The 15,484-nt window shown below is 36.3% G+C and carries 13 protein-coding genes and 1 other annotated feature; of the genes, 6 read left to right on the forward strand and 7 right to left on the reverse strand.

Going from position 1 to position 15,484, the window contains the following annotated elements; all coding sequences use genetic code 11:
• Window positions 1-5: 5 nt before the first annotated feature.
• Entirely contained in the window at window positions 6-1,652 is a 1,647-nt protein-coding gene (locus DOK78_RS01030) for a putative polysaccharide biosynthesis protein (RefSeq protein WP_207871805.1), read from the reverse strand.
• Between the two features lie 177 nt (window positions 1,653-1,829).
• On the opposite strand from DOK78_RS01030, the gene murE reads away from it, so the two are divergent.
• The 3 genes from murE to DOK78_RS01045 all read left to right on the forward strand — a co-directional run bounded on the left by murE (window position 1,830) and on the right by DOK78_RS01045 (window position 4,202).
• Window positions 1,830-3,338 (forward strand): UDP-N-acetylmuramyl-tripeptide synthetase, encoded by a 1,509-nt coding sequence (murE, locus tag DOK78_RS01035; RefSeq protein ID WP_207871806.1) that lies wholly within the window; start codon window positions 1,830-1,832, stop codon window positions 3,336-3,338.
• A gap of 105 nt (window positions 3,339-3,443) precedes the next feature.
• Window positions 3,444-3,671: a hypothetical protein gene (locus DOK78_RS01040; protein ID WP_207871807.1), complete on the forward strand. Its 228-nt coding sequence runs from the start codon at window positions 3,444-3,446 to the stop codon at window positions 3,669-3,671.
• A gap of 120 nt (window positions 3,672-3,791) precedes the next feature.
• Complete coding sequence (locus DOK78_RS01045; protein ID WP_207871808.1) at window positions 3,792-4,202, forward strand: Ohr family peroxiredoxin; 411 nt, start codon at window positions 3,792-3,794, stop codon at window positions 4,200-4,202.
• Window positions 4,203-4,236: 34 nt separating this feature from the next.
• Here DOK78_RS01045 and DOK78_RS01050 read toward each other — a convergent pair whose 3' ends face one another.
• The 4 genes from DOK78_RS01050 to DOK78_RS01065 form a co-directional block, all read right to left on the reverse strand.
• The gene (locus DOK78_RS01050) at window positions 4,237-5,358 is read right to left on the reverse strand and encodes a glycerate kinase (protein WP_207871809.1); all 1,122 of its coding nucleotides are present in this window, start codon (window positions 5,356-5,358) and stop codon (window positions 4,237-4,239) included.
• Window positions 5,359-5,478: 120 nt separating this feature from the next.
• On the reverse strand, window positions 5,479-7,893 hold the full coding sequence (gene leuS, locus DOK78_RS01055) for a leucine--tRNA ligase (RefSeq protein WP_207871810.1): 2,415 nt from the start codon (window positions 7,891-7,893) through the stop codon (window positions 5,479-5,481).
• 56 nt (window positions 7,894-7,949) lie between these two features.
• Window positions 7,950-8,172, reverse strand: a binding site (T-box leader).
• Window positions 8,173-8,217: 45 nt separating this feature from the next.
• Window positions 8,218-9,144: a LysR family transcriptional regulator gene (locus tag DOK78_RS01060; RefSeq protein ID WP_207871811.1), complete on the reverse strand. Its 927-nt coding sequence runs from the start codon at window positions 9,142-9,144 to the stop codon at window positions 8,218-8,220.
• 289 nt (window positions 9,145-9,433) lie between these two features.
• Window positions 9,434-11,677 carry a LysM peptidoglycan-binding domain-containing protein gene (locus DOK78_RS01065; RefSeq protein ID WP_207871812.1) on the reverse strand — a complete coding sequence of 748 codons (2,244 nt, stop codon included), beginning with the start codon at window positions 11,675-11,677 and terminating at the stop codon, window positions 9,434-9,436.
• A 274-nt stretch (window positions 11,678-11,951) separates the two neighbouring features.
• Here DOK78_RS01065 and DOK78_RS01070 point away from each other — a divergent pair, with 274 nt between their 5' ends.
• The 3 genes from DOK78_RS01070 to DOK78_RS01080 are packed head-to-tail and all read left to right on the forward strand — an operon-like array spanning window position 11,952 to window position 14,144.
• On the forward strand, window positions 11,952-12,602 hold the full coding sequence (locus DOK78_RS01070) for a phosphatase PAP2 family protein (protein WP_207871813.1): 651 nt from the start codon (window positions 11,952-11,954) through the stop codon (window positions 12,600-12,602).
• A gap of 23 nt (window positions 12,603-12,625) precedes the next feature.
• Window positions 12,626-13,609 (forward strand): TIGR01212 family radical SAM protein, encoded by a 984-nt coding sequence (locus DOK78_RS01075; protein WP_207871814.1) that lies wholly within the window; start codon window positions 12,626-12,628, stop codon window positions 13,607-13,609.
• A complete protein-coding gene (locus tag DOK78_RS01080; protein ID WP_207871815.1) occupies window positions 13,584-14,144 on the forward strand; it encodes a tRNA (mnm(5)s(2)U34)-methyltransferase in 561 nt (186 codons plus the stop codon). Before DOK78_RS01075 ends, DOK78_RS01080 begins: the two co-directional genes overlap by 26 nt.
• 26 nt (window positions 14,145-14,170) lie before the next feature.
• Here DOK78_RS01080 and DOK78_RS01085 read toward each other — a convergent pair whose 3' ends face one another.
• A complete protein-coding gene (locus DOK78_RS01085; RefSeq protein ID WP_207871816.1) occupies window positions 14,171-14,845 on the reverse strand; it encodes a MerR family transcriptional regulator in 675 nt (224 codons plus the stop codon).
• On the reverse strand, window positions 14,823-15,467 hold the full coding sequence (locus DOK78_RS01090; RefSeq protein ID WP_207871817.1) for an Hsp33 family molecular chaperone HslO: 645 nt from the start codon (window positions 15,465-15,467) through the stop codon (window positions 14,823-14,825). The genes DOK78_RS01085 and DOK78_RS01090 overlap by 23 nt, the downstream gene beginning before the upstream one ends.
• Window positions 15,468-15,484 lie beyond the last annotated feature (17 nt).

The following is a 15,484-nucleotide window of genomic DNA, read 5'->3' on the forward strand; positions in this document are numbered from 1 at the left end:
TATCACTATTTAATGTGTAATTTCGTTCTAAAACGTGCCATACCTGAGCCTAATAACTTGTCTGCTAAACGCAATTTCAATGCCATATAAACGTAAACAAGTGCCCCAACACCTGCGACAATTATAATAATAATAAATGACTGAACTTTACTATCTGGGCTTAAAACTAATTCTAAGCCAAATTTTGTAAGACCTGCAAATAAAACCATAATCGCAGTCATAACAGCAATCAATGCTGTACGTTTCCACGTTAAACGTGCGTTGAAACGCGTCTTCTTATGAATTTTCCATAAATTCAGGTAACAAGCAACGCTCATCCCTAGTGTAGTTGAAACAATGGGTCCATAAGCTTCTAACATGCGGATGCAAATTGTTTGTGTGGCAATTTTAACAATTAAACCAATCACAAAAAATAATACTGCTGAACCATTTTCATACATTCCTTGTAACATCATGGAAGTTACCATAAATAACCCTTGTGCTAAACCAGAAATACACACAGCAATTAATAAATTCGCTCCTAATTGATCAGGTTTATAAAACATTGTGTTTAACGGATAAGCTAAAATCATCATACCTAAAGTAGCTGGTAACATGACAAATGCGTAAAGTTGTAAATTATTTGTAACTAATTTTGCCATTCCCTTATAGTCTTGTTTTGCATACGATTCTGTCAATAATGGCATCCCAACAATTGCCATTGAAGTGGCTAAACCAATAACTACCATTGATAATTTATCTGGATTTCCACCAAATAAAGCCATCAAAGCAATCAATTGATTTTTAGAGTATTCTGTAAAACCACTCATTGTGTGAACAAATGTATATTGGTCAACTAATTTGAAAATTGTGAGCCCTGCACCTAAAATAATGAACGGTATCGCTTCTTTAACTGTCGATATCAATAATTTAATCGTATCTACATTACCAGTTTCTTTGCTGTTTTCTGCTAAAATATCCATTTTGATTTTTTCTTTACGGAAATAATAAATTAAAATCCCTGTTCCCGCTAACGCACCAATAAAAGCACCAAATGTTGATTGTGTAACTGCAGCAACATAATCGCCATCACCTAGTTTCATAATCATAAAGGTGGCAATTAACATATAAATAACACGTGCGACTTGTTCTACTAACTGGGAAATCGCAAATGGCGCAATATTTTGAATTCCTTGGAAATATCCTCGAATTACACTCATCACTGGAATAACTAAAATTGCAACACTTAACGAACGCATTGATGGAATCAAATCGACACCACCACCAGCAGCTTGTGACAACACTGGCGCAGCAAAATACATACTTAAAGCACTAATCAGCCCTAAAATTGCCATTGCTTGCAAGGAACGATGGAATAGACGCTGACTTGTACGGTACTCTTGTCTTGAATTATGATAAGCGACTTGTTTGGCAATCGCTGCAGGAATTCCCGCAGTTGAAACCATGATGAAAAGCGCATATACATTATATCCCATGTTAAACAAGGCATTTGCCACATCGCCGTACTCACCCATCCAATAATACCAAGGCAAAATATAGATAACGCCCATCAAACGAGAGCCAATATTGCCAATGGTCATCCAAGCAGAACCACGCGCCATTTTGTCTTCATTTGTCAATTCAGATGAAGCCTGTTTTGTATTATCTGTCATTGAGTTCTTCTCCACTTTCTTTCATACATATCTCTTATTCTAATGCGAAATGCTCTTTGTCGCAATCTATTTTTCTATTCGTTACACCCTTTTAATATTTCAACTTGCGAAAATGCCTCTTTCTGATATCCTATGCTATAATTAGCTAGAACTTTAGGACAAGGAGTAAACTTATTTATGTATTCCATGACAATTAATGAACTTTGTAACCTTTTAAGCAAACATCAGTTACTTCAAGAAAAGGTAGCTAACGAAAACTGGCAGCAAAAAATCAAAGAATCTGCTAACAATACCTTCACGTATCTCTCCTATGATTCACGTGACTTAAAAGAGCACACACTTTTCTTTTGTAAAGGATTGAACTTTAAAGCAGAACTTTTAGAAGCTGCGGTGCAAGATGGTGTGACGCATTATCTGTCTGAAGTGTCTTATGATGTGGATGCACAAGAGATTTTGGTAACTGACATTCGTGAAGCGATGGCCGTTGTTGCACAAGCTTTTTATCAACAACCGCAAGATAAATTATACAAAATCGGAATTACAGGCACCAAAGGAAAAACAACCGCCGCTTATTTTATCAAAAAAGTATTAGACGAAGCTTTCCATCAAAAAGTCGCGTTGTTTTCTTCGGAAGAAACAACATTAGATGGCACCACATTTTATGCGTCAAAATTAACCACGCCAGAAGCCTTAGACCTTTACCGCCAAATGGCTTTAGCAGTGGAAAGTGGTACTACTCATTTAGTAATGGAAGTTTCTTCACAAGCATATAAAACCAAACGAGTCTTTGGGTTAACTTTTGAAACAGGCATTTTCCTTAATATTAGTCCCGATCACATTAGTCCAATTGAACATGCAACATTTGAAGAGTATTTCGCCTGCAAATGTCAATTACTAAGAAATAGCAAGCAAATGGTCATTAATCATGATAGTGATCACTTTGATGTGTTAGAAGATATTTGCCAAAAAGAACAGGTGCCTTATTATACATTTGGGCAAAAAACGGGAACTTACCGCATTCAGCCATTAGCTAACCCTCGTTGTTTCCACTTAGAAGCAACTGAAGATGCCTTAGATGTTACTGGTGATTATCAACTCGCGTTATTTGGCACTTTTAATCATGATAATGCAGCAGCAACTATTTTAACTACCCGACTAGCAGGCGTTTCTAAAGAAATGATTCAAGCTAGTTTACCACAAAGCCATGTTCCTGGTCGCATGAACTTATTAGAAAAAGCAAATGGCGCCTATATTTTCATTGATTATGCGCACAACTATTTAAGTATCAAAGCTATTGGTGAATTTGCCAAAGAACTAAGACCTAATGGCCGAGTAATTATTGTCACTGGTAGTGCTGGTGACAAAGCGCATTCTCGCCGTCCTGATATTGGACGAGCATTAAGTGAATGTGCAGACATTGCTATTTTAACAAGTGATGATCCTGGTTTTGAAGATGCTTCAGCAATTACCAAGGAAATTTATCAAGCCATTACTACACAATTGCCCGTTCAAATTGAATTAGACCGTGCCAAAGCCGTAACCACTGCCGTAGAAATAGCTCAAGCGGAAGATACTGTGATTTTAGCTGGAAAAGGTACTGAACAAATGATGAAAGTTCGTGGAGTCCAAGAACCTTATGAAGGAGACTTTCATATTACGCAACGACTAATACGTGAAAATGCCTAATTATTTCAAAATGATTACAAAAGAAAATTTTTGAAAAATTTTCTATTATTTCTTTTAATTTCTTGTATAATAACTGTGAATGTAAAATTAAAGGGGATACGTTTCATGGGCAAACAAAAGAAATTTCTTTTCTATGCAGTTATTGCATTGATGATTGTAGTCGCTAGTTTCTTAGGTTGGAAATTATTAACAGCAACGGGTGTGATTGGTCTACCTGATGTAGCTCACTTACATACTCGCTCCGCACTTCCACATGGTTTGGTTTTGGTATTGTTTTTACCAATTGTTGCTACAGGTGCACTTTTTTATGGAATTGCTTATACAAAAAAATAAACTAGAGCGTGGTTCCTACGCTCTTTTATTTTGTCTTCAATCATAAGGCAATTCGGTTTTCATTCTTCTCGTTTTATACTATAGTTAAGATAGATCAAAAAACGAAAGGGTGTTTATTGTATGAGTAAAAAATTAGGCGTTTCAACAGTGGTTAACGAAGGCGGTCGTGAAGGCGTAAGTAAATCGTTAAATGGTGATTTTGAAGTAAAAACAACTGGAACGAAAAAAGAAGGTTATACAAACCCTGAAGAGTTATTTGCTGCAGGTTTTTCTGCTTGTTTCAACGGTGCACTTATTTTCCCATTAGAACGTGATGGTCATGGTGATTTACCTCGTTCGGTTCGTGCAGAAGTGACATTATTGGGCGATTTACCTGATTACCACACATTGCATTTAGCTGTTCATTTAATCGGTAAAATTGAAGGTCTATCAAAAGAAGAAACATTGAAATATATGGAAGAAACACATAATATTTGCCCGTATTCAAAAGCTATCAATGGCAATGTCGAAGTAACATATGAAGCTGAATAATAAAATCAAAGTAGCTGTTTAGAAATCTAAACAGCTACTTTTTTTTGTACATAAAAACGTGACTTAACTCGCTTGCTAACTGTTGGATATTAGTCAAGGTTCGCTCTTTTTCCATCGCTTCTTTTAAAGAAATCGGGCCTTGTTGAATACTAAAAACGCCGAGTGTTACCTCGGTCATTTTCCCGATATCTCTCGTGCGGCTGCCACACAAACCAATCACTGGTATACCAGCTTTTTTGGCAAGTTGCGCCACACCAAAGGGGACTTTCCCTTGGTCTGTTTGTCCATCCATTTTACCTTCTCCAGTAAAAATCAAATCTGCTTTTTGTAACTTCTCTTCTAATCGTATTATTTTTTGCAAAGTTACAAAACCAGGTGCAATTTTACCTCCTAAAACAATCACTGCACCTCCCAAACCGCCTGCTGCTCCAGAACCAGAAATGGTAGCCAAATCTAAATTGGTCTGCTGCTTGATTTTTTTAGCGACAAGTTGTGCTTGTTGCTCCATTTCACTAACTGTATTTTTAGAGGCTCCTTTTTGTGGTGCAAAAATTTCGGCAAATCCTTTTTTACCTAGGTAAGGGTTGGTAACATCTGCTAATGCTACTAATTCCACATTATTCAACTCCCCTTGAAGTCCTTTTAAATCAACATTATTAATATTTATTAGTGGATTACCTTCCTCACTTCCTTCAATGATTGCACCAAGGGACTGCAATAGTCCTAATCCACCATCAGATGTTGCACTACCACCTAAAGTTAAATAAATTTGTGTGACACGGTGAGCTAGTGCATCTTGAATAACTTTGCCTAATCCATAAGAAGAGGTTTGGCGAATTACAGTATCTGAAACTTCAACTAAATGAATCCCTATAAAAACAGCTGATTCAATTACAGCAATCTCTTGACCTTCAAAGCGACTCAATAAGTATTGACCGGTAATCGGTTTTCCTAAGGGATCTTGCGTTGTTACACTTTGCCATGTCCCGCCTAATTCTGCATAAATAGCTGCCATTGTTCCTTCACCACCATCAGCAATCGGAATAGTGCATTTTTCTGTCCAAATTTCATCTGGTAACCCTGCTAAAACCGCCTGATTTAATTCTTCTGAGGTTGCACATCCTTTGAATGAATCAATCATTGCTACAACTTTCATATCCTCACCTCCTTTTTGTTTATTATAATCTATTTTCATCCTTCATTGTCTTCTATTTATTGCTTAATTAAAGTCTAAAAAACCATTCATTCTGCATCAGACAGAATGAATGGTTTGAAATTAATTGGCTACGATATTTACTAATTTTCCAGGTACTGCAATTACTTTACGAATTGTTTTTCCGGCAATTTGTTCTTGAATAGTTGCATCGGCTTTCGCAATTGCTTCTAGCTCTTCACGGCTCGCTTCTGCTGGAACATTCACTTTAGCACGAACTTTACCGTTTACTTGTAAGACAATTTCAACTTCCTCTTCAACTAACGCTGCTTCATCGTAAGTTGGCCATGCAACATAAGAAATAGCTTCTGTATTTCCTAAAATTGACCACAATTCTTCACCTAAATGTGGTGCAATTGGTGCAAGTAATTGGACAAATCCTTCGACATACTCATAAGGAAGTGCATCGGCTTTATAGGCTTCATTCACAAAGACCATCATTTGAGAAATAGCCGTATTGAAATGCAAATGTTCAAAGTCTTCCGTAACTTTTTTAACGGTTTGATTGTACACTTTTGTTAATTTACCATCATTGAAAGTGGTAATTCGATCACGCATTTTACCGTTTTCGTCCACGATTAAACGCCATACACGGTCAAGGAATTTACGGCTACCTTCTAAGCCATTTTCACTCCAAGCGATTGATGCATCCAATGGTCCCATAAACATTTCATATAAACGTAATGTATCAGCACCATATTGCGCCACTACATCATCAGGGTTTACTACGTTTCCACGTGATTTAGACATTTTTTCATTGTTTGAACCTAAAATCATTCCTTGATTATATAGCTTTTGGAATGGTTCTTTGGTTGGCACTACGCCTAAATCATATAAGAATTTATGCCAGAAACGAGCATACAATAAGTGCAAGACTGCATGCTCTGCCCCGCCGATATAAATATCAACTGGTAACCAGCGTTCCAATTTTTCATAGTTAGCTAGTTCATTTTTATTATGTGGATCGATAAAACGTAAGAAATACCATGAGCTACCAGCCCATTGTGGCATTGTATTGGTTTCACGACGACCTTTTTTACCAGTTTCAGGATCGATAACATTTACCCAGTCATCAATATTTGCCAATGGAGATTCTCCAGTTCCACTTGGACGAATATCCTCCGTTTTTGGTAGACGTAATGGTAATTCTGATTCAGGTACAGTTGTTGTTGTGCCATCTTCCCAATGAATGACTGGAATCGGTTCACCCCAATAACGTTGACGAGAGAATAACCAGTCACGTAGACGGTAGCTAACTTCTTGTTTTCCCACACCGTTTTCTTCCAACCATGCTACCATTTTGGCAATCGCATCTTCTTTATTCATGCCATCTAGAAAATCAGAATTGATATGCAAACCATCTTCAGTGAATGCTGCTACTTCTACATTGCCACCTTCAAGGACAGGGATGATTTCCAAATCAAACGTTTTGGCAAATTCATAGTCACGCTCATCATGCGCAGGTACAGCCATAATGGCACCTGTTCCGTAAGTTGCCAGAACATAGTCAGCAATCCAAATTGGAATTTCTTTACCATTGACTGGATTAATCGCATATGCTCCAGTGAACACACCAGTTTTTTCTTTGGCTAAATCTGTACGGTTCAAGTCTGATTTTTTTGAAGCTTCTTCAACATACGCATCAATGGCTGCTTTTTGTTCAGGAGTTGTAATTTCTTTCACTAACTCTAATTCTGGAGCTAATACAGCATAGGTTGCTCCAAATAAAGTATCCGGACGCGTAGTGAAAACCGTAAAGTCTTTCTCTGTTCCTGCCACCTTGAAAGTGACATTCGCACCGACTGAACGTCCAATCCAATTACGCTGCATGTCTTTAATGCTTTCTGGCCAATCTAGTTCTTCTAAATCATCCAATAAACGATCTGCATACGCAGTAATTTTTAACATCCATTGACGCATGGGTTTACGGACAACATCGTAGCCGCCACGTTCACTTTTCCCATCAATAACTTCTTCATTCGCAATAACTGTTCCTAATTCTGGCACCCAGTTTACCGCTACTTCAGCTTCATACGCCAAGCCTTTTTCATATAACTTTGTAAAAATCCATTGGGTCCATTTGTAGTAATCTGGATCAGTGGTATTAATTTCACGATTCCAGTCATAACTAAAACCTAAAGAATTGATTTGGCGACGGAATGTTTCGATATTTTTCTTTGTAAATTCAGCGGGATCATTTCCTGTATCTAACGCATATTGTTCTGCTGGTAAACCAAATGCATCCCACCCCATTGGATGTAACACATTGTAGCCTTGGCTACGTTTAAAACGTGCTAAAATATCTGTTGCTGTATACCCTTCTGGATGCCCAACATGTAGTCCTTGACCAGACGGATACGGGAACATATCTAAAGCATAAAATTTTGGTTTACCTGTTTCATCATGCGTGTTAAAGGTATTGTTTTTTGCCCAATACTTTTGCCATTTTTTTTCAATTTCTTTGTGATTATAATTCACTACTTGACTCCTCCTTAATAAAATAAAAAGCCCTATAAGAAGCACAAAAAAGCCTCTTATAGGACGTAATTGACGTGGTACCACCTATATTTGTTGGACATGCTCCAACCTCAAACGTTGTAACGGTCGTCACCGTATTTTCTCTACACACTTTTTGTAAAGCTTTAAGAAAATAATACACTCAAAGGCGAGTTCAACGGGTCTTTTGTACATTCCCACCAACCATGTACTCTCTAACAAAAAGGACACCACCTACTACTCCTTTTCAAACGCGCATAAGTCATTATTGAGTTCATACTATCAAAAAAGTGACTTGAATTCAATTTATTTCTTTTTATTTTTCTGGGTTTCTTGAAAATCAATGAAATATTTTTTCAAGTTTGTTAAAAAGGCTTCACCTATTCCTGATATTCTGCGACTTTTCTTTTTAATCATGACCATTTTATTTTCGGGTGAGTTCGCTAAAGGAATTAAAACAATCCCTTGACTACGTGGATCCTCCACTAAACCAGAACCTGAACCATACGCATCTGTCCGCTGTAAAATCCCAGTGAGTGTCGCTCGGTCACTCGTATGAATTACCTGGGTAATTCCTGGGAAATCAATTAAATCTTCAGCAAAATAGGTATAATTATTTGTTTCTTGTGTAAAACGAACTTGCGAATAATCATGTAAATCTGATAATTCAATCACTGATTTAGTCGCTAACGGATGACCTTCTCTCATAAAGATATGCGTCTGGAAAGTAGTTAAAATCTCATACTCTAATTCGCCGTTTTCTAACAATCGACTTAAACCAGCTTGATTGGAATCATTAAATAATAAAATACCAAATTCACTTCGATACTGCTCTACATCTTTAATGACATTTAAAGTAGTACTTTCGAAAATTCGAAAATCATTATAATCTGGAAAATTTTGAATTAATTGACTAATCATAATCGATAGAAAATCATAATGTTGACTAGAAATAGAAAAATGTTTTTCGTTCTCTTCATTTGCTAAGTAACGATTTTCTAATAACTCAACTTGAGCCAAAATTGGCTGTGTGTATTGAAAGAAATCCATCCCTTCAGAGGTCAATGAGGCTCCTTGTCTGGTGCGTTCAAAGAGTTGGACATCTAATTCTTTTTCTAATTCTTTAATAGCATGGGAAAGGCTTGGTTGCGAAATATATAATTTTTTAGCTGCTTCTCGAAAACTACCATTATTGGCAATTGCTGCGACATAGCGCATTTGTTGAATATTCAATCACTTTTCCTCCCGGTTCATTGCATTTATTTTCTATAGTAACGAACCACTTGTTGACTGGTCAATCTTTTTTTCTTTTCTCTTCTTTAAAATTTTTTCTATATAACAAATCTTATGATTAAATTTTAACGACTTTAGTGTTAAAATAAGATGAGAAACTTATAAAAAAAGCACTTTCTTTTACGAAAGTGCCTTTCAATCAATCTTTTATCGGTTTCTGAGTTTTGAAAATAATTTTGTTTAATTCATGAATTTTTGTGAAAAATCAAACTTTATCTACATGTTGCAACTAAGCAACTTTTAATGTTTGACCTGGATAAATAAAATTATTCTCTAAGTTGTTCCAACTACTTAGCTCATCAATCGTGATTCCAAATTTATCTGAAATTAACCAAACGGAATCGCCTGACTGAACTTTGTATGTTGTTACATTAGCATTATTGTTTGTATTTACGTTGGTAGTTGGTGTAGCTGGTGTAGTTGATTGGTTCGACTGATTGGCAGAAGTCGAATTACCTTTTACAATCAATGTTTGACCTGGATAGATGAAATTATTTTGGATATTATTCCAACTACATAATTCGTCTATTGTTATACCAAACTTATCAGCAATCAGCCAAACAGATTCACCCGATTGAACCGTATATTTATCAGTGTTATTGTTGGTTTGTGACACTGACGGTTGTGTTGGTGTTGTCGGTGTGGTTGACTGATTAGGTTGGCTCGACTGATTGGCAGAGGTCGAGTCTCCTTTTGCTACAGTTAATGTTTGACCTGGGTAGATAAAGTTATCTTGAATGCCATTTAAACGAATTAACTCATCCATTGACATCCCGTGTTTATCAGCAACTGACCATACAGACTCACCTGATTGTACAGTATATGTTCCTTGTCCACCTGTGTTTGCTGTTGGTGTTGATGGTGTACTTGGAGTAGGTGTACTTGTACTAGCTGAATTTCCTTTTGCTACGTTTAATGTTTGGCCTGGATAGATAAAGTTATCTTGAATGCCATTTAAACGAATTAACTCATCCATTGACATCCCGTGTTTATCAGCAACTAACCATACAGAGTCTCCTGACTTCACTGTATATGTCCCTTGACTTGCAGTGTTGCTATTTGGCGTTGTCGTAGTGTTTGATTGGTTTGACTGATTAGTAGAAGTTGAACTACCTTTTGCTACAGTTAATGTTTGACCTGGATAGATGAAGTTATCTTGAATGCCATTTAAACGAATTAATTCATCCATTGTCATGCCATGTTTGTCAGCAACTAACCATACGGAATCTCCTGATTTTACGGTATAAGTTCCTTCACTACCCGTATTTTTATTAGGTGTTGATGGTGTACTTGATTGGCTCGATTGATTGGCAGAAGTCGAACCACTTTTTGCTACGGTCAATGTTTGACCTGGATAGATGAAGTTATCTTGAATGCCATTTAAACGAATTAATTCATCCATTGTCATGCCATGTTTGTCAGCAACTAACCATACAGAATCTCCTGATTGAACTTTATAAGTTCCTTGAGTACCTGTGTTTGTTGTTGGCGTTGATGGTTTGTTTGATTGACTTGGTGTACTTGGTTGGCTTGGTTTGTTCACAGCACTAGAATCACTACTTGAAACAATCAATGTTTGACCTGGATAAATAAAATTGTTTTGAATACCATTTAAACTGATTAACTCATCCATTGTCATGCCATGTTTATTAGCAACTAACCATACAGAGTCTCCTGATTGAACTTTGTAGCTTTGACCATTGGCAGATGGCTTAGAAGGTGTAGATGTTTTGTTACCAGATTCTGTATTGGTATTTGTGTTTGTTTTATTGTTTGTATTTGTTGTTCCGCTAGAACTTCCCGAAGTTGCAGAATCATAACGTGTTAAATCATAACTTTCAATTACGCTGTTTAGCGCACTTGCATAATTAGGTGCAGTAGCGTAACGACCTGTTAACCACTCAGTAGCATCACGATAAGAAGAAGTATTACTTTTCCATGCACCAGAATAATAATAAACACCTGGCTGTAAAGATACATTTTTTAATGTATTGGCGTTGTCTTGAAACGATTCTGTAAATGAAGGGTATTTTCTAAATGGTTCTTTCATGGTTACCCATTGCCCATTCAAATATTCTTGTGTATTCATATACACCGTTTCACCATTGTAACTACCTTTAATCCCAAATAAATTATGATAGGGTGATTGCGATAGTCCGCTTTGTCCCCAACCACTTTCAATAACCGCTTGAGCAATCATCACTGATGCATATAAATTATTCGGTCCAGCAATTGATTGGGCATGTGAAGCTAATTGTTCGATATATGCATTAGAATTTGTTGAAGAATAGACAGCAGTTTGTTGAGACTCATTTTCAGCAGCTTCTACTTCAACACTCGGTAATAACGGTGTTGCAACAGAAATTGCTGTAACAGTGCTTCCTAAGACTGCCGCGCTTTTTTTCATATTACGATATAAAAGCGGATGCTGTTCTATTCTTTTAAGTTCTTTTCTTGATAAAGTCTTCTCCATTTTTTGACCTCCATTTTTTTTAATACATTTTTTAGTATACAGGTTATTTTTTCTTAATAAAAGTTTAAACATCTCAAAACTCAAATTGTAAAATACTTGTAATATGTACATTTCTACACATCCATCACAACCCTTGTCACATCAGTATTTATTTCCATTTTTACATTCGATTTTAAATTAATTTATTATGGGGAAATTGACATGTATTTTTCATTATAGAAACGGTCTATGCTATAATGTATTCGTTAATTTGAATAAATATAGAGGAGCTTTTATGAATAATAAATTATACACTCAATTTGTGGGCAGTTGCTCACTCGTTCTTTTTGCTTTTTTAGGTTATGTTGTTAGGTTTTACCCTGGGTGGATCCAACCATTTGATCAATTTATAACAAATGGTATTCGCTCTTTATATCCAACATGGACCCCTTTTTTTCTTTGGATTACTAAATTTGCTAATCCTAGCACCATGGTTATATTATTTTTAGCATTGCTTTTTGTTTTATTATATGGAAAACGCTATGCAGAAGCCGCCTGGTTTTCCCTAGGTATTATTGGGATTGCGGGCATTTTTAATCCTTTGATTAAATTGTTGTTTATGCGTGAGCGTCCTACATTAGAGCATTTAGTAACCGAGCATAGTTATAGTTTCCCCAGCGGTCATTCAACGGGAAGTATGGTACTGTATGGAACGTTAATTTTCTTGATAGCCCTATTTATCCAAAACAGATATTTAAAACTTGGCCTCCAGATAATTTTAGGTAGCTGTATTTTATTAATTGGAATTAGTCGCGTCTATCTAGGTGTCCATTTCCCTAGTGACATTATTGGCGGTTTTTCTCTGGGCTTAGGTTGGCTATTATTGAGCTATCCCTATTACCAAAAACAACGCTTCATTTGGCGCTTTAAAAATAAGCAGCTTTAACAAGTAGAAAGTGAGCAAATAGTATGAATCCCTTTATCTATGCAGAAGATAAAAATAAACGTTACCACTCTTGGAATTACGCACTACGTCAAGAGTTTGGTAGTAAAATTTTTAAAGTAGTTATTGATGGTGGGTTTGATTGTCCTAATCGCGATGGCACTGTTGCACATGGTGGCTGTACTTTTTGTAGTGTTTCTGGTTCTGGAGATATGATTTTAGCTCCTGAAGACCCACTACCTGTTCAATTTAATAAAGAAATTCAACGGATGCATAAAAAATGGCCTCATGTCGATCAATACATTGTCTACTTCCAAAATTTTACAAATACACATGCGCCTCTTGCTGATATTAAAGCACGTTTTGAACAAGTCATTAATTTACCTGGAGTGGTCGGTTTATCGATTGGTACACGGCCCGACTGCTTACCAGATGATGTCGTGGATTACTTAGCAGAATTAAATGAGCGTCTGTATCTTTGGGTAGAATTAGGTTTACAAACAACTTTTGAGGATACAAGTCGCTTAATCAATCGTGCCCACGATTATCAAACCTACCTTGATGGTGTGGCTAAATTGCGTAAACACCAAATTCGAGTTTGCACACACTTAATTAATGGCTTACCGCAAGAAACGCCTGAAATGATGCTAGAAAATGTACGACGAACAATTTTAGATTCAGACATTCAAGGAATTAAATTGCATTTACTTCACTTAATGCGTAATACACGAATGCTGCGTGATTATCATGAAGGGCGATTACAATTACTCTCTCTTGAAAAATACGTAGAAATTACTTGTAATCAACTAGAAATGATTCCTGAAGAAATTATTATTCATCGTTTAACAGGAGATGCACCCCGTGATACTCTTGTTGGACCAATGTGGAGTCTAAAAAAGTGGGAAGCCTTAAATGCGATTGATGAAGAATTATTACGAAGAAATTCTTACCAAGGTAAATTCAACGTGCGAAAGGAAGTTTTACATGCTACAAACAGCCTTGCATTTTAGCCATACATTATTAAAAGAAATCGTTCAGCCTGGACAACATGTAGTGGATGCGACAATGGGCAACGGAAGTGACACCGTATTTCTAGCTGAACTAGTAGGTAAAAAAGGGCGAGTTTATGCTTTTGATATTCAAGAACAAGCCTTACAATCCACACAAAAACGCTTGGATGAAAAGGCTTTGGAATACCAAGTAACACTTATCCATGATGGGCATCAGCATCTAGAAAATTACCTAGGTAAAGAAGAAATTCATGCTGCTGTCTTTAATTTAGGTTATCTACCAAAAAGCGACAAAAAAGTGATTACCTTACCTGAAACAACGCAACAAGCCTTAGATAGTTGCTTACAATACCTTGCTCGTAAGGGACGGATTATCATTGTTGCTTATTATGGGCATGAAGGTGGCCAAGCAGAATTAACCACCGTAGCGAATTATTGTCAAAAACTACCACAAAAAGAATACAATGTATTAACTTATCAATTTATCAATCAAAAAAATCAACCACCAATTTTATTTTGTATCGAGAAAAAATAAGCAAGACAGCTGACATCTTTAAGGTGTCAGTTGTCTTGCTTTAAGTTTTCTTTTAAATAAGCATACCACTCTTTTTTCATGCCATACGTTTGTTCAGGGTATTTCGCATAATATTTTTCAGCAAATGTTGTCATTTCTACTACATAGGGATATTCATTCATTTGGCACCAGTAATTGAGACATTTTTTTACCGAAGGATGATTATATGGTAATTGTTGTTCATAACATAGTGCTAATTCCTGAAGAAAAATCTGAAACTCCTCTAAATCAAAAGAAGGAACTATTTTTTCTGACACTTTGGCCAATAATTCCTTAGATAACTCGCCTTCACCTAACAAAACAAGCATTTCTGGAGTCACTTCTCTCCCAGTTTTCAAGTATTCCTCCAAATGAGTCAATTGTATCAAACGATTTTGTAAGGAACCGATTTCTAGCTCTACTCGCTGTTTTTCCTCAAGAATAAAAGATCCTAAAGGTTGTTTATTTCCTAAAATTTGTTTGATTTCTTCTAAAGAAATTCCCATACGTTTTAAAGAGACAATCATAAACGCAAGAGAAAAGGAACGGTCATTATAGAACCGATGTCCTTGGGCATTCTTTTTTGCAGGAGGTAATAAATCAATTTCATCGTAATATTGCAATGTCCGGACGCTAACACCAATCAGTTGACTGAAGTCTTTAATTTTCAAGAATTTCTCCATACGACCCCACCTTTTTTTGCCAAAGTATCTGACCAAACTGTTTGCTATCCTCTTGCCATTTTCGTAAAGAGTCTGTTTGTCTGTGAATAATTAAATCCCGAACTTTTTGCAACGCTCTTGTTTCCACAAAAGGCAAACCTTGTAAAAGAATTCCTTTGGTTGGTTGTTCTTTAGAAACCATAAATTCACTAAGTAATTGCTCACTTTGTAAGGAAAAATAAGTCATCACCTCACTCGGGCGCTTTTTTTCAAACGCTACCGTTCCTGTATGCAATCCTATTGACCAGTCTCCGATAGTGATTGAGACAATTCCTGGATTCACCAATAAACTTTCTAAGCAAAAATCTTTGTCATTCAATTCGTTAGGATAACGTAACGATACATTATTTTCTTTTATTTCACAAAGAATGTTTTTCTTATTTAAACGGTACAAAAAGCTAATTTTTGTATAAAAATCATGGATACCACCGAATAATACTGCTACGGTTAAAATTTCTTCTAAAAAATGTCGAACTGTCTGATTCCCATAAAACGTTGCTAGTAATGTCTCAGATAAGCTTTGCGTATCGGTCACCACAATTCGGCATTCTTTAGTATTTGTTAAAATCTTTAATGTATTCATCATTGCGTTCACCTCTA

This window comes from Enterococcus sp. DIV2402 (assembly GCF_017426705.2).
Classification (GTDB): domain Bacteria; phylum Bacillota; class Bacilli; order Lactobacillales; family Enterococcaceae; genus Enterococcus_F; species Enterococcus_F lowellii.

Excerpts from the sequence above, each read along its gene's own strand:
- DOK78_RS01030 (WP_207871805.1), bottom strand. The coding sequence starts at position 1,652 with ATGACAGATAATACAAAACAGGCTTCATCTGAATTGACAAATGAAGAC.
- murE (WP_207871806.1), top strand. The coding sequence starts at position 1,830 with ATGTATTCCATGACAATTAATGAACTTTGTAACCTTTTAAGCAAACAT.
- DOK78_RS01040 (WP_207871807.1), top strand. The coding sequence starts at position 3,444 with ATGGGCAAACAAAAGAAATTTCTTTTCTATGCAGTTATTGCATTGATG.
- DOK78_RS01045 (WP_207871808.1), top strand. The coding sequence starts at position 3,792 with ATGAGTAAAAAATTAGGCGTTTCAACAGTGGTTAACGAAGGCGGTCGT.
- DOK78_RS01050 (WP_207871809.1), bottom strand. The coding sequence starts at position 5,358 with ATGAAAGTTGTAGCAATGATTGATTCATTCAAAGGATGTGCAACCTCA.
- DOK78_RS01065 (WP_207871812.1), bottom strand. The coding sequence starts at position 11,677 with ATGGAGAAGACTTTATCAAGAAAAGAACTTAAAAGAATAGAACAGCAT.
- DOK78_RS01070 (WP_207871813.1), top strand. The coding sequence starts at position 11,952 with ATGAATAATAAATTATACACTCAATTTGTGGGCAGTTGCTCACTCGTT.
- DOK78_RS01075 (WP_207871814.1), top strand. The coding sequence starts at position 12,626 with ATGAATCCCTTTATCTATGCAGAAGATAAAAATAAACGTTACCACTCT.
- DOK78_RS01080 (WP_207871815.1), top strand. The coding sequence starts at position 13,584 with ATGCTACAAACAGCCTTGCATTTTAGCCATACATTATTAAAAGAAATC.
- DOK78_RS01085 (WP_207871816.1), bottom strand. The coding sequence starts at position 14,845 with ATGGAGAAATTCTTGAAAATTAAAGACTTCAGTCAACTGATTGGTGTT.
- DOK78_RS01090 (WP_207871817.1), bottom strand. The coding sequence starts at position 15,467 with ATGAATACATTAAAGATTTTAACAAATACTAAAGAATGCCGAATTGTG.